Here is a 13,491-nt window from a genome sequence, read left to right as displayed (position 1 = left end):
GGACGAGTCGCTCTGATCGGCATCAGCGACGGACGGCTCCGGAGAACAGGCGCTTCGCGCGGGGGGGCGGCCGGGCGCCTTGGGCGCATGCACGGGCGTTGGCGGCGAGGGGCGGGGCGGCTCAGGCGCGGGGGTGGGCCTTGGCGTAGACCTCCATCAGGCGGGCCTCGTCGAGTCCGGTGTAGACCTGGGTGGTGCTGAGCGAGGCGTGACCGAGCAGCTCCTGGATGGCGCGCAGGTCGCCGCCGGCCTTCAGCAGGTGGGTGGCGAAGGAATGGCGCAGGGCGTGGGGCGTGGCCGTCGCCGGCAGGCCCAGGCGGGCGCGGGCCTCCGCCATGCGCAGCTGGATCAGGCGCGGAGAGAGCGGGCCGCCGCGGGCGCCGAGAAACAGTGCGCCGTCCCCCGCCGTCGCGTCCCAGGGCAGGATTTCGAGATACGCATCGACCGCCGCCCGGGCGGCGGGGAGGACGGGGACCAGACGCTCCTTGCCGCCCTTGCCGCGGATCCGCAGCACCTCGGGCAGGGGGGCGTCGGCGCGGCGCAGGGACAGCGCCTCGGAGATGCGCAGGCCGCAGCCGTAGAGCAGCGTCAGCACCGCGGCGTCGCGCGCGGCGATCCAGTCGGGGGCGTCGGCGGTCTCGGCGTCCTCGATCAGGGCGCGGGCGGCGTCCTCGGAGACCGGACGCGGCAGGCGGGCCGGGGCGCGGGGGCCGCGGGCGGCGAGCACGGCGGGCGCCTCGATCCCCTCGGCGTCGCCCAGCCAGCGGTAGAAGCCGCGCACCGCCGACAGCGCCCGGCGCAGCGAGCGGGCCGAGAGGCCGCGGCCCCGCTCCCGCGCCATCCAGGCGCGCAGCTCGGACTGGCCGGTGGCCGACAGCTCCGCGGCGGCCAGCGGACCGCCGTGATGGGCGCGCAGGAAGGCGAGGAACCCGGCCACGTCGTGGCGATAGGCCTCGATCGTGGCGGGGGCGGCGCCGCGCACGGCGCTCGCCTGGCCCAGCCAGCGGACCATCAGGGCCGCGGCCGGGTCGAGCGGGGCGTCCTCCGCGGCGCTCAGCCCTTGGCCCATGGGCGAAGGGCGCGGGCGACGACGGCGCCCAGGAACTCCAGCAGGTCGCCGCCCTGGTCGGGGCCGAAGCGGTCGGCGTCGCGGGCGCCGAAGGCCAGCAGACCCGGGGCGGTGTCTCCGGAAAACTCGAGCCGCACCAGCGCCTCCGAGCCCATCGCGACCCCCTCGGGACCGTAGAGCCGGGCGCAGTCCGGATCGGTGGCGCGCAGCACCACCGGGCGGAACGGCCCGTCCTCGTCGGCGCCCATGTAGCGGGCCACCCCGCCCACGCCCAGCGCGGTCAGCGGGGGCGCGGGCGGATCGCCGGCGCCCTCGCGCTCGATCCCCACGCGGACCAGGTCCACGCCCAGGATCGGCGGCAGCACCCGCGAGAGCACGTGCAGCACCCCCTCGAGGTCGTCGGGCTCGAGCACCGCCAGGGCGGCGCGGTGCACCGACTCGGTGACCGCGAGGTTGTCGTAGGCCGCGGCGACGACCGAGCGGTGCGTCTCCTCCAGCCGGCCCAGCCGGTTCTCGAGCCGGTCGACCAGCGCGCCGCGCAGGTCGACCACCTGACGGCCCGGCGCGCCCGCCGGCGCCGCGTGGGCGCGGAGGAGGGCCTGGACCATCGCCTCGTCGGCCAGCACCGCCTCGGGCGAAGCCAGCACCGCCTCGCGCAGCGCCTCGACGTCCCGGTCGGTCTCGGCCGCGGGGCTGACGGCCTTTCCCTCCTCCCCCGACATCAGAGGGTCTGCCCGGTCTTGGCCCAGTCGGCCATGAACGCGTCGAGGCCCTTGTCGGTCAGCGGATGCTGGGCCAGGCCCTTGAGGACGTTCGGCGGCATCGTGCCCACGTCGGCTCCGATCAGGGCCGCCTGCTTGACGTGGTTCGCGGTGCGGATCGAGGCGGCCAGGATCTCGGTCTCGTAGCCGTAGTTGTCGTAGATCTGGCGGATCTCGGCGATCAGCTCCATGCCGTCGAGGTTGATGTCGTCCAGCCGGCCGATGAACGGCGAGATGAAGCTCGCCCCGCACTTGGCCGCCAGCAGCGCCTGGTTGGCCGAGAAGCAGAGGGTCACGTTGACCATCCGGCCTTCGTCCGTCAGGACCTTGCAGGCCTTCAGCCCGTCCATGGTGAGAGGAACCTTGACCGCGATGTTCTCGGCGATCCCGGCCAGCTTGCGGCCCTGCTCGATCATCTCGTCGGCCTTCAGGGCCGTGACCTCGGCGCTGACCGGGCCCTCGACGATGTCGCAGATCTCCTTGGTGACCTCGAGGATGTCGCGGCCCGACTTGGCGATCAGCGAGGGGTTGGTGGTCACGCCGTCCACCAGTCCGCTGTCCGCCAGTTCGCGGATCGCGTCCACATCGGCCGTGTCGACGAAGAATTTCATGTGCTCGCGCCTGATTCCGTCCCGGGGTCGCGTCGCCAGTCCCCTCCGTCCCGGGCCCGGGGGGCAGGCTTGCAGGGACCATATCGCAGACCGCGGGGAGAGGCCACGCGCCCGGGCGGAACGCCGCACTGCGCGGGTCGGAGGCGTTGCATGACGGACTCAGGGGAAGGTCGGACCGGCGACCTGTTCGGCGGACCCGCGATCGGCCCCGCGCCGCCCGGCGGCTGGGGCGAGGGGGCGGCCGTGGCAGTGCTGGTCCCGATCCCGGTAGACCGCACGCTGGATTACCTCGCGCCCGTCGGCGGCTGCGCGCCGGGCGACTGGCTGGAGGTCGAGGTCGGCCCCCGCGTGGTCGTCGCCCTGTGTTGGGGCCCGGGCACGGGTGAGGTCGCGCGCGCAAAACTGCGCCCGGCGCTGCGCCGGCTGGACCTGCCCCCGGTGACCGCGGAGATGCGCGCCTTCCTGGAGAAGGCCGCCGACTACACGCTGACCGACTTCGGGATGATGGCCCGGCTCGCCTCCCGCGCGCCGGGGCTGCGCGAGGCGCCGGGCGCCCGCCGCGCCCTGCGCCGGGGCGGGGAGCCTCCCGCCCGCCTCACCCCTGCCCGCGAGAAGGTGCTGGAGCTGGTCGAGGCCGAGCCCGACCGCCTGTGGCTGCCCGGCGAACTGGCGCGGGAGGCCGGGGTCTCGTCCGCCGTGCTCAAGGGGCTGGAGAAGGCCGGCGCCCTGGCCTCGGTCGAGGTTCCGCGCGACCGGCCCTATGCGCCGCTCGACCTCGAGGCGCCCCGCCGGACCCTGTCGGAGGCGCAGGAGGCCGGGGCGCAGGCGCTGTGCGCAAAGGTGGTCGCCGCGGCGGAGGGGCGATTCTCGGCGACCCTGCTGCACGGGGTCACCGGCTCGGGCAAGACCGAGGTCTATCTCGAGGCGGTGGCCGAGTGCCTCTCGCGCGGCCGCCAGGCGCTGGTGCTGCTGCCCGAGATCGCGCTCACCTCGGCGTTCCTCGCCCGCTTCCATGAGCGGTTCGGCGCGCCGCCGGCGGAATGGCACTCTGCCGCGCCGGAGATCGAGCGGCGGCGCTGCTGGCGCGCGGCCGCCTCGGGCGAGGCGCAGGTGGTGGTCGGCGCCCGCTCGGCCCTGTTCCTGCCCTTCGCCGACCTCGGGCTGATCGTCGTCGATGAGGAGCACGACGGCGCCTACAAGCAGGAGGACGGCGCGCTCTATCACGCCCGCGACATGGCGGTGCTGCGCGGCTCTCTGGGGCGGGCGGCGGTGGTGCTGGCCTCGGCCACGCCCTCGCTGGAGACCTGGGTGAACGCGCGGACCGGGCGCTACGATCTCGTCGACCTGCCCGAGCGCTTCGGCCCCGCGGTGTTGCCCGAGATCCGGGCGCTGGACCTGCGCGACTGCGCGCCCGAGACCGGGCGCTGGATCTCCGACCCGCTGGCGCAGGCGGTGGTCGAGCGGCTGGGGAAGGGGGAGCAGTCGCTCCTGTTCCTCAACCGTCGCGGCTATGCGCCCCTGACCATGTGCCGGGCCTGCGGGGACCCGGTGATGTGCCCCCATTGCGACGCCTGGCTGGTCGAGCATCGCCGGCGGGGGCGCATGGTCTGCCACCAGTGCGGGCACGAGGCGGCGATTCCCACCGCCTGCCCGACCTGCGGGCGCGAGGACAAGCTGGCCCTGATCGGCCCCGGCGTCGAGCGTCTGGCCGAAGAGGCGCAGGAGCGGTTCCCCGAGGCCCGGATCGCCATCCTGAGTTCCGACATGGCCGAGAGCGCGGGGGCGGTGAAAGCGCGGATCGAGGCGATCGCCGCCGGCGAGGCCGATCTGGTGATCGGCACGCAGCTGGTCGCCAAGGGGCACAACTTCCCGCTGCTGACGTTGGTGGGGGTGATCGACGCCGACCTCGGCCTGCGCGGCGGCGACCTGCGCGCCGGCGAGCGGACCTTCCAGCTTCTGCGTCAGGTGGCCGGCCGCGCCGGGCGGGCCGATCGCCCCGGCGAGGCGCTGCTGCAGACCTACGCGCCCGAGCATCCCGCCCTCGAGGCGCTGCTGTCCGGCGACGAGGAGACCTTCCTGCAGACCGAGGCGGACGCCCGGCGCGAGGCCGGCGCCCCCCCCTTCGGCCGCTACGCCGCGGCCATCGTCTCGGGCCCGCATGAGGATCGCGTCTGGCGCACGGCCGAGGCGCTGGCCCGCGCCCACGACCAGCTCGCCCCCGCTCATGCCGAGCTGCTGGGGCCCGCCCCCGCCCCGATCTACCGGGTCCGCGGCCGGTTTCGCGTGCGCCTGCTGGTCAAGGCGCCGCGCGGCCCGGCCCTGCAGCCCGCCCTGCGCGCCTGGCGCGGCGCGGTGCGGCCCGAGCCGCAGGTGACCGTGCGCATCGACGTGGACCCGCAGAGCTTCCTCTGAGGGCCGCTTGCCGCCGTGCCCCGGGCCTGACCCGGGGCCTCGCGCGATCGGCAACCGAGACGACGCACGGCCTGCGGCCCGAACGCCAAGGCTCGGACGGGCCGGCGGAGCGCAGACGGCGCCCCTTGAGCCGTAAGGTAAACTTCGGCCGCCTTATTGCCTTTCGGCCCCTGCTGGGCCATGTTGCACCGCAACCGCGGCCTCCCTGCCGCCCGGTCAGGTGTTCCCGTATGTCTCTCTGCGAAGCGTCTTCCCAGACGATGTCCGCGCCCTCGTCCCAGCATCCCGGCTTCCCGCGCGTGGCGCTGTTCGCGCTGGGCGGGGCCTATTTCGTGCTGGGCTGCGCCTCGCTGGGCGCGGTGGGCATGGTCGAGGAGATTCAGGCCGGGCTCGGCGTGTCGGCCGCCGCGGTGGCGAGCCTGGTGACCGTGTTCTCCGTCGTCTACGCGCTGACCGCGCCGGCCGCCCAGGCGGTCGCGGGCCACCTGCGCCGCCGCGCGGCCATCGCCGGCGGGCTGACCGCCATTGCCGCGGGCTGCGTGATCTCGGCCGCGGCGCCCTCCTATCCGGTGCTGATCGCGGCCCGCCTGCTGATGGGCCTCGGCGCGGCGATGACCGGCCCGTTCCTGACCGCCGCCGCCGCCACGCTCGTCGCGCCCGAGGATCGGGCCCGCGCGCTGGCGATGGTCTTCGGGGGGGTCACGGCCTCGTCGGTGCTGGGCGTGCCGCTGGCCTCGTTCCTGGCGCAGACGCTGGGCTGGCGCTGGGCCTGGGGCGCGCTGGCGCTGGCCGCGGTGATCTGCGCGGTGGTGGTCTGGCAACTGCTGCCGGCGGCCAACAAGGGCTCGCGCGCCTCCATCGCCACGCTGATGGCGGTGCTGCGCAACCGGCCGCTGGCGATGACGGTGGCGGCCTGCGGGGTCTCGGTCGTGGGCATGTTCTCGACCTACGCGCTGATCGCGGTGTGGCTGGCCGAGGTCGGCCGGCTCGAGGCTTCGATGATCCCGCCGGCGCTGTTCATGTTCGGCTTCGGCGGCATCGCGGGCAACATCTTCGCCGCCCGCGCGGTGTCGGCGATGGGCGCCCGCGGGGCTGCCATCGCCAGCATGGTCACCACGTTGCTGGTGATGCTGTGCCTGCCCTTCGCGGCCGACTGGCCGGCCTGGACGGCGATCGCGCTGATGACCCTGTGGGCGGGCTCGGGCATGATGATCATGGTCCCGGTGCAGAGCCTGCTGGTCGCCCTCGACCCCGAGCGGGCGTCGCTGACGCTCGCGCTCAACAGCTCGGCGGTCTATCTCGGCATGGCGGTGGGGGCGACGGTGGCCGGCGCCGTCTACGAGGCCTTCGGGCCCGCCGTGCTGCCGTTCTGCTCGGCGGCGATGGTGCTGGCCGCGATCGGGCTGCTGGTCTTCTCGGGCGGGCGCGTCGTCGGGCGCGATTGACCCCGCATTCCGGGCCGGGCTTGGTTTCCCCCCGCCCGACGCCCTTCCCCCGGAGAGCCCATGCCCCCGAGCCCCGATGCGCGCGCGCCGCGCCTGGTCTGCGATCTTGACGGCACGCTGGCCGACAGCGCCCCCAGCCTCTGCGCGGCGGGCAACCGGCTGCTGGCGGCGCTGGGCCGGCCGCCGGTGACGGTCGAGACCTACAAGGGCTTTGTCGGCCGCGGCCAGCGGGTGCAGGTCGAGCGCCTGCTGACCCACACCGGCGGCGTGCCCGGCGGCGACGTCACCCCGTTCCTGACCGCCTTCCGCGACGGCTACGATCCGCTCGAGGCCTCGACCGCCTATCCCGGCGCAGTGGCGGCGCTGGCGGCGCTGGCCGCCGAAGGCTGGCGCCTGTCCGTCTGCACCCAGAAGACCGAGGCCAAGGCCCGCCGCCTGCTGACCGGCCTGGGCTTTGCGATCGACCACGTGGTCGGCGGCGACAGCCTGCGCGGCGACGACGGGCAGGAGGTGCTGAAGCCCGACCGCCGGGTGATCGCCGCGGCCCTGGCCCCGCTGGGCGAGGGCCCCGCCGCCTATCTCGGCGACAGCGAGACCGACGCCCAGACCGCGCGCGCCGCCGAGCTGCCGTTCCTGCTGCACCTCGAAGGCTACCGCCACGGCCCGGCGGAGGATCTGGCCCCCGTCGCCGCCTTCTCCGATTTCGCAGAGCTGCCGGCGCTGGCGCGGCGGGCGGTGGGGCTCGGCTGAGGACGCGCGCGAGCGTCTCTGCAGACAATTCAGGCGTATTGCGCGGGACGGGGCCCGATCCTAAGCTGCCCGGGCAATCACGAAAGGCCCCCCCTCATGAGCAAGAGCCTCGCCCTCGCCGGCCTCGCCGCCCCCGCCGAGATCCGGGTCGACCGCTGGGGCATCCCGCACATCAAGGCGCAGAGCCTGTCGGACCTGTTCTTCGCCCAGGGCGCCAACGCGGCGCGCGACCGCCTCTGGCAGATCGACCTGTGGCGCAAGCGGGGGCTGGGCCGGCTGGCCGCCAGCTTCGGCCCCGGGTTCCTCGAGCAGGACCGCGCCTCGCGCGCCTTCCTCTACCGCGGGGACATGGCGGCGGAATGGGCGGCCTACGGCGACGACGCCGAGATGATCTGCACCCGCTTCGCCGAAGGGGTGAACGCCTGGATCGACGCGATCGAGGCGGGCGAGGCCCCCCTTCCCCCCGAATTCGCCCTCACCGGCACGCGCCCCGAAAAATTCGCCCCCCAGGATCTGGTGCGCGTCCGCTCCCACGCGCTGACCCGCAACGCGCTCTCGGAGGTGATCCGCGCGCAGGTTCTGGCGAAGACCGGGCCGGAGACCGACCTGCTGCGCCGCAACCTCGAGCCTCCGGTCGACGCCGGAGAGCCCGCCGCCCCGTTCGACGAGATCCCGCTGGCGGCGCTGGACCTGTTCCGGCTCGCCACCGCCCCCGCGACCTTCCCCAAGGACCGCATGGACTGCCCGCTGGAGCAGGCCGGCAAGTGGCGCAAGGTCGACGAGCTGGAGGGGGTGGTCGCCGACGCCGCCTGGACGGGGTCGAACAACTGGGCGGTCTCGGCCGCGCGCACCGCCACCGGACGGCCGATCTGCGCGGGCGATCCGCATCGCGCGCACGGGCTGCCCTCGCTGCGCTATCTCGTGCACCTGACCGCGCCGGGGCTGGACGTGATCGGGGCGGGCGAGCCCTCGATGCCCGGCATCTCGATGGGTCACAACGGGCGGGGCGCCTTCACCCAGACCATCTTCGGGACCGACCAGGAGGACGTCTACGTCTACGAGCTGGACGGCGACCGCTACCGCGGGCCCGAGGGCTGGACGGACATCGAGCGGGTCGAGGAGGTCTTCGAGATCGCCGGCCACGCTCCCCAGACCCACGTCCTGGAGTTCACCGCCCACGGCCCGGTCCTGCTGCGGGAGGGGGGGCGGCTGTTCTCCCTGCGCTCGGTGTGGTTCGAGCCGGGCTCGGCGGCCTATTTCGGCGGGCTCTCGACCATGCGCGCGCAGTCGGCGTCCGAGTTCCGCGAGGCGCTGAAGCGCTTCGCCACCCCCTCGCTGAACCATGTCTGGGCCGACGAGGGCGGCGACATCTGCTGGCAGCCCGCCGGCATGGTCCCGGTGCGCCGGACCTGGACCGGCCTGCTGCCCGCGAAGGGCGACGGCGCGAACGAGTGGGAGGGGTTCCATCCGCTCGAGGCGCTGCCCCACGAGATCAACCCGGAGCGGGGCTTCGTCCATTCCGCCAACGAGTTCAACCTGCCGCAGGGCTACGACCAGTCGCAGACCCAGATCGGGTTCGAGTGGCTGGAGAACACCCGCGCCGCCCGGATCGAGGCGGTGCTGTCGGCTGACGCGGCGCATTCGGTGGCCGCCAGCCAGGCGCTGCAGACCGATGTGACCTCGCTGCCCGCGCAGCGGCTGGCGAAGCTGGTCGCGGCGCTGCCCGACGACACGCCCGGCCGGGCGCTGCTGGCGGACTGGGACGGCGCCTACCGGGCGGACTCGGCCGCCGCCCTGCTGATGGGCTGGTGGTGGACGCGGCGGCTGAAGGCGGGGCTGCTGGCGCTGGTCGCGCCGCAGCTCCCCGCGGTCCTGTTCGCGCCGGGCGACGTCGAGGGCATCGTCTCGGCGCTCGAGACCCCGGACGCCCGCTTCGGCGCCGCTCCCCTCGAGGCTCGCGACGCCCTGCTGGCGGAGACCCTGGCCCAGGCCCATGCGGATCTCGTCGAGCGCTACGGCGCCGACGAGACCGCCTGGGCCTGGGGCGAGCTGCACAAGGGGTTCTTCGAACACCCCCTGGCCCGCATGGACGAGGGGCTCAACATCGGCCCGCTCGCCAAGGGCGGCGATTACACCACGGTGATGATGGCCGCCTATCGCGGCACGGATTTCCGGGTGATCGCGGGGGCCTCGGTCCGCTTCGTGGTGGATGTGGGGAACTGGGACGCCTCGGTGTGCGTCAACGCGCCGGGGCAGTCGGGGGATCCGGCCTCGCCCCACTACCGGGATCTCGCGCCGCTGTGGGCGAAGGGGGAGTACGTGCCGTTCCTCTACACCGACGCGGCGGTCGAGGCGGCGGTGGACTTCCGGGTGGCGCTGACGCCGGCCTGACCCGGGCGCGACGGGCGGGGAGCACGCGCGCGCCCCGGGCCTGACCCGGGGCCTCCAGCGCAACGCCGGCGGCCGAGAGCGGCGGAGACCCCGGGTCAGGCCCGGGGCGCGCTGGTGATCGCGGCGCATTGAAATGCGCCCTACGTGGCGCCCTCCCGGCGGGCCAGCGCGACCTCCAGATCCGGCGTCGCGGCGAGGAGCTGGCGGGTGTAGGCGTGCCGGGGGGCGGAGAAGACCTGCTCGGTCTCGCCCGCCTCCACGATCTTGCCCTTCTGCATCACCATCACCCGGTCCGTGATCGCGCGGACCACGTGCAGGTCGTGGCTGATGAACAGGTAGGAGACGTCCAGCGTCTCCGACAGCTCCGCCAGCAGGTCCAGGATCCGGGCCCGAACCGAGACGTCCAGCGCCGAGACCGCTTCGTCGAGCACCACCAGCTTGGGCTCGGTGATCAGGGCGCGGGCGATGGCGATGCGCTGGCGCTGGCCGCCGGAAAACTCGTGGGGGAACTTGTCGGCGTCCGAGGCCTTCAGGCCCACGCGCTCGAGCAGCGCCTCGACCCGCCGGCGGCGTTCCGCGCGCGGGGGCCTGGGGTCGACGAGGTGGAAGGGCTCGGCGACCAGGTCGGCCACCTTCCAGCGGGGGTCGAAACTGCCGTAGGGGTCCTGGAACACCACCTGCACGTCGCGCCGACGGGCGGCGGGCGCCTCGGGGCCGAAGGGGCGGCCGACGAGGGCGATCTCGCCCGACTGCACCCCTTCCAGCCCCAGGATCGCGCGGGAGAGAGTGGATTTCCCGCAGCCGCTCTCGCCCACCAGGCCGACGTTCTCGCCGGCGTGGATGCTGAGATCCACGCCGTCCACGGCGCGGAACAGGCGGCGCGCCTGGAAGATCCGCTTGCGGGGCAGGCGATAGTCGCGGACCACGCCGCGCACGCCCAGCACCTCCTCGCCCGGCGCGCGGGCCCGGCGCGCGGGACGGTGGGTCGAGGCGGCGAACAGCGCGCGCGTGTAGGGATGCGACATGGCGCGGAACAGGGGGGCGGTGGGGCCGGCCTCGACCACCTCGCCGGTCTTCATGATGGCGATGCGGTCGGCCATGTCGGCCACCACCGCGAGGTCGTGGGTGATCATCAGCAGCCCGGCCCCGTCCTCGGTCGCCAGCTTCTTGAGCAGATCCAGGATCACCGCCTGGGTGGTGACGTCGAGCGCGGTCGTCGGCTCGTCGGCGATCAGCAGGCGGGGGCGCAGGGCGACGGCCATGGCGATAACGACGCGCTGGCGCTGGCCGCCCGAGAGGTCGTGGGGATAGCGGTCGAGAGGGAACTGCTCGGCCGGCAGGCCGGCGCGGGCCAGCGCCTCGATGGCGGCGCGGCGCGGTTCGCGGTCCTGGCCGTGGATGCGGATCACCTCGGCCACCTGCTCGCCGATGGTCTTGAGGGGGTTCAGCGCGGTCATCGGCTCCTGAAACACCATGCCGACGCGGGCGCCGCGCAGGGCGCACATCTCCCGCTCGCTCATCTCCGAGATCGGGTCGCCGTCGAGACGGATCGCGCCCGACATCTGCGACCCGCCCGGCAGCAGCCGCATGATCGAGAGCGCGGTCATCGACTTGCCCGAGCCGCTCTCGCCGACCAGCCCCAGGCACTCGCCCGGCGCGATCGAGAGGCTGACGTCGCGCAGGATCGGGACGCCGCCGATGGTCAGGTTCAGGCGGTCGATCTCCAGCAGGCTCATCGCGCGCGCCTCAGCTTGGGGTCGAGCCAGTCGCGCAGCCCGTCGCCCATCAGGTTCAGCCCCAGCACGGTCAGCACGATGGCGAGGCCGGGGAAGATCGCGAACCACGGCGCCACATAGATCATCGTCTGCGCCTCGGACAGCATCCGTCCCCAGGACGGGATCGGCGGCTGCGTGCCCAGACCCAGATAGCTCAGCCCCGCCTCGGCCAGGATCGCCAGCGAGAACTGGATCGTCGCCTGCACGATCAGCAGGTTGAGGATGTTGGGCAGGATGTGCTCGGCCGAGATCCGGGCCGAGCGCTTGCCCGCCGTGCGCGCCGCCAGGATATACTCCCGCGTCCACAGGCTGAGCGCGGCGCCGCGGGAGAGGCGGGCGAACACGGGGATGTTGAAGATGCCGATGGCCAGGATCGCGTTGATCGCGCCGGGACCCAGCGTGGCGGTGAACAGGATCGCCAGCAGCAGCGCGGGGAAGGCGAAGACCAGGTCGTTGAAGCGCATGATCAGCTCGTCGTACCAGGCCCCGCGGTTGGCGGCCGCGAGCAGGCCCAGCGGCACGCCGAAGACCGCGCCGATGCCCACCGCCACCAGCGCCACCGCGATCGAGGTCCGGGCGCCGACCATCACCATCGAGAAGATGTCCCGCCCGAAATGGTCGGTGCCGAACCAGAACTCCGCCCCCGGCGGCTTCAGGCGGGCGGCGACGGCCATCTTCTCGACGTCGAAGGGCGTCCACAGGTAGCTGATCAGCGCGGCGGCGACGAACAGCGACGAGAGCGCCACGCCGACGAGGAGCGAGGCCGAGACCCTCATCGCCGCCCCTCCCGCAGGCGCGGATCGACGAGGGCGTAGGCCATGTCCACCAGCAGGGTGACGATGACCACCGCGAAGACCATCAGCACGATGACCGATTTGACCACGATCAGGTCGCGCTGGGCGACGCCCTGGAACACCAGCCGGCCGAGGCCGGGCAGGAAGAACACGTTCTCGATGATGATCGCGCCGGTGATCAGGAAGCTGAACTGCATGCCGATGATGGTCAGCACCGGGATCAGGGCGTTGCGCAGGGCGTGGCGGCGCAGGGCCTGGGATCGGCTGAGGCCCTTGGCGCGCGCCGTGCGCACATAGTCCTCGCCCATCGCGTCGAGCAGCGAGGAGCGCATGATCCGGGTCAGGATCGCCGCCTGCGGCAGGGCCAGCGCGACGGCGGGCAGGGTCAGCGACTTCATCCCCGCGAAGAACCCCGCGTCCCAGCCCGGAAACCCGCCCGCCTGGAACATCTGCAGCACCGAGGCGAACAGGATCACCAGCAGCATCGCGAACCAGAAGTTGGGCACCGCGATGCCGATCTGGGTGATCCCCATGATCGTCAGATCCGCGGGAGAGTTCCGCCGCGCCGCCGCCGCGATCCCCGCGGGAATCGCGATCAGGGTCGAGAGGGTCAGCGCGTAGAGGGTCAGCGGCAGGGTCACCACCAGTCGCTCGAGCACCAGCTCGGTCACCGGGGTCTTGTAGGTGTAGGAGGTCCCGAAGTCGCCGGTGAGCATGTCGCCCATCCAGGAGACGTAGCGCTCGACCAGCGGCGCGTTGAGGCCCAGCTGCTCGCGCAGCGCCTCGACCGCGGCGGGGTCGGCGTTCATGCCCATCATGGTCAGGGCCGGGTCGCCGGGGACGACTTCCAGCAGCAGGAAGATGGCGACGGTGGCCGCCAGCAGGGTGAGCGCGAGGGTGAAGGCGCGCTGCAGGAGGAAGGCTGTCATTCGGCGAGGTCGTCGAAGGCGCGGGCGTAGGCGAGGTCCCCCTCGCCGCGCAGCGCGCCGGGGGTCAGTTCGAGGGCCATCAGGAACGGGCCGGCGAAGGGGGTGGCGTAGCCGCGCGCGGTCTCCGGCGCGAAGCCGAAGCGCGTGTAGTAGGGCGGATCGCCCAGCACGAAGACGCCCGAGGCGCCGGTCTTGCGGGCCTCCTCCAGCCCTTCGCGGATCAGGGCGCCGCCGATGCCCTTGCCGTGCAGGTCCGGGCGGACCGCGACCGGGGCGAGGCCCAGCGCGCCCTGCGGGCTGCGCATGGGGGAGAACATCACGTGGCCGGCGATCTCGCCGTCGATCTCGGCGACCAGGCTGATGGCGGCGGCGTCCTCGGCGTGCAGGCGGTCAACCAGGTGCGCCTCGTCCTCGCGGCCGAAGGCGGCCTCGATCACGCGGCGGACGGTGTCGCGGTCGGCCTCTGTCTCGTGGCGCAGGCGCATGGGGGCGGGTCTCCGCGGTGGCGGGCGGGGCGATGGGGCGAGAATGGCAGGGAAATCGGGGCGCGTCGA

General features: G+C 73.7%; 11 protein-coding genes. 4 read left to right on the top strand and 7 right to left on the bottom strand.

The features are described 5' to 3' along the window. Positions 1–121: 121 nt before the first annotated feature. The 3 genes from AAC134_RS08470 to fsa are packed head-to-tail and all read right to left on the bottom strand — an operon-like array spanning position 122 to position 2,441. Positions 122–1,012: a tyrosine recombinase XerC gene (locus AAC134_RS08470; protein WP_339948642.1), complete on the bottom strand. Its 891-nt coding sequence runs from the start codon at positions 1,010–1,012 to the stop codon at positions 122–124. Between the two features lie 41 nt (positions 1,013–1,053). Further along, positions 1,054–1,791, bottom strand: coding sequence for a DUF484 family protein (locus tag AAC134_RS08465; protein ID WP_339948640.1), 738 nt, complete (start codon positions 1,789–1,791; stop codon positions 1,054–1,056). Next, positions 1,791–2,441 (bottom strand): fructose-6-phosphate aldolase, encoded by a 651-nt coding sequence (fsa, locus tag AAC134_RS08460; protein ID WP_339948639.1) that lies wholly within the window; start codon positions 2,439–2,441, stop codon positions 1,791–1,793. Before fsa ends, AAC134_RS08465 begins: the two co-directional genes overlap by 1 nt. A gap of 150 nt (positions 2,442–2,591) precedes the next feature. Between fsa and AAC134_RS08455 the strand changes: the two genes are divergently transcribed. The 4 genes from AAC134_RS08455 to AAC134_RS08440 all read left to right on the top strand — a co-directional run bounded on the left by AAC134_RS08455 (position 2,592) and on the right by AAC134_RS08440 (position 9,439). Beyond that, positions 2,592–4,853: a primosomal protein N' gene (locus AAC134_RS08455; RefSeq protein WP_339948638.1), complete on the top strand. Its 2,262-nt coding sequence runs from the start codon at positions 2,592–2,594 to the stop codon at positions 4,851–4,853. Positions 4,854–5,113: 260 nt separating this feature from the next. After that, positions 5,114–6,298 (top strand): MFS transporter, encoded by a 1,185-nt coding sequence (locus tag AAC134_RS08450; protein WP_339948637.1) that lies wholly within the window; start codon positions 5,114–5,116, stop codon positions 6,296–6,298. Positions 6,299–6,358: 60 nt separating this feature from the next. Beyond that, positions 6,359–7,048 carry an HAD family hydrolase gene (locus AAC134_RS08445; protein WP_339948636.1) on the top strand — a complete coding sequence of 230 codons (690 nt, stop codon included), beginning with the start codon at positions 6,359–6,361 and terminating at the stop codon, positions 7,046–7,048. Positions 7,049–7,144: 96 nt separating this feature from the next. Further along, positions 7,145–9,439, top strand: a complete 2,295-nt coding sequence (locus AAC134_RS08440; protein WP_339948635.1) for a penicillin acylase family protein — start codon at positions 7,145–7,147, stop codon at positions 9,437–9,439. 140 nt (positions 9,440–9,579) lie between these two features. Here AAC134_RS08440 and AAC134_RS08435 read toward each other — a convergent pair whose 3' ends face one another. From AAC134_RS08435 to AAC134_RS08420, 4 genes are read right to left on the bottom strand one after another with little or no spacing between them, the layout of a single operon-like run. Continuing rightward, positions 9,580–11,175 carry a dipeptide ABC transporter ATP-binding protein gene (locus tag AAC134_RS08435; protein ID WP_339948634.1) on the bottom strand — a complete coding sequence of 532 codons (1,596 nt, stop codon included), beginning with the start codon at positions 11,173–11,175 and terminating at the stop codon, positions 9,580–9,582. After that, the gene (locus AAC134_RS08430) at positions 11,172–11,990 is read right to left on the bottom strand and encodes an ABC transporter permease (protein ID WP_339948633.1); all 819 of its coding nucleotides are present in this window, start codon (positions 11,988–11,990) and stop codon (positions 11,172–11,174) included. The genes AAC134_RS08435 and AAC134_RS08430 overlap by 4 nt, the downstream gene beginning before the upstream one ends. Beyond that, entirely contained in the window at positions 11,987–12,937 is a 951-nt protein-coding gene (locus tag AAC134_RS08425; protein ID WP_339948632.1) for an ABC transporter permease, read from the bottom strand. Before AAC134_RS08425 ends, AAC134_RS08430 begins: the two co-directional genes overlap by 4 nt. After that, positions 12,934–13,422: an N-acetyltransferase gene (locus tag AAC134_RS08420; protein WP_339948631.1), complete on the bottom strand. Its 489-nt coding sequence runs from the start codon at positions 13,420–13,422 to the stop codon at positions 12,934–12,936. The genes AAC134_RS08425 and AAC134_RS08420 overlap by 4 nt, the downstream gene beginning before the upstream one ends. Positions 13,423–13,491 lie beyond the last annotated feature (69 nt).

Origin of the sequence: uncultured Albimonas sp. (assembly GCF_963977235.1) — a bacterium.
In the GTDB taxonomy this organism is placed as follows: domain Bacteria; phylum Pseudomonadota; class Alphaproteobacteria; order Rhodobacterales; family Rhodobacteraceae; genus Albimonas.
This window is presented reverse-complemented; position numbering and strand designations above follow the sequence as displayed.

Bases quoted from the DNA above. Each gene is read 5' to 3' on its own strand.
- AAC134_RS08470 (WP_339948642.1), bottom strand. From the start codon at position 1,012: ATGGTCCGCTGGCTGGGCCAGGCGAGCGCCGTGCGCGGCGCCGCCCCC.
- AAC134_RS08425 (WP_339948632.1), bottom strand. From the start codon at position 12,937: ATGACAGCCTTCCTCCTGCAGCGCGCCTTCACCCTCGCGCTCACCCTG.
- AAC134_RS08450 (WP_339948637.1), top strand. From the start codon at position 5,114: ATGTCCGCGCCCTCGTCCCAGCATCCCGGCTTCCCGCGCGTGGCGCTG.
- AAC134_RS08440 (WP_339948635.1), top strand. From the start codon at position 7,145: ATGAGCAAGAGCCTCGCCCTCGCCGGCCTCGCCGCCCCCGCCGAGATC.
- AAC134_RS08455 (WP_339948638.1), top strand. From the start codon at position 2,592: ATGACGGACTCAGGGGAAGGTCGGACCGGCGACCTGTTCGGCGGACCC.
- AAC134_RS08430 (WP_339948633.1), bottom strand. From the start codon at position 11,990: ATGAGGGTCTCGGCCTCGCTCCTCGTCGGCGTGGCGCTCTCGTCGCTG.
- AAC134_RS08420 (WP_339948631.1), bottom strand. From the start codon at position 13,422: ATGCGCCTGCGCCACGAGACAGAGGCCGACCGCGACACCGTCCGCCGC.
- AAC134_RS08435 (WP_339948634.1), bottom strand. From the start codon at position 11,175: ATGAGCCTGCTGGAGATCGACCGCCTGAACCTGACCATCGGCGGCGTC.
- AAC134_RS08445 (WP_339948636.1), top strand. From the start codon at position 6,359: ATGCCCCCGAGCCCCGATGCGCGCGCGCCGCGCCTGGTCTGCGATCTT.
- fsa (WP_339948639.1), bottom strand. From the start codon at position 2,441: ATGAAATTCTTCGTCGACACGGCCGATGTGGACGCGATCCGCGAACTG.
- AAC134_RS08465 (WP_339948640.1), bottom strand. From the start codon at position 1,791: ATGTCGGGGGAGGAGGGAAAGGCCGTCAGCCCCGCGGCCGAGACCGAC.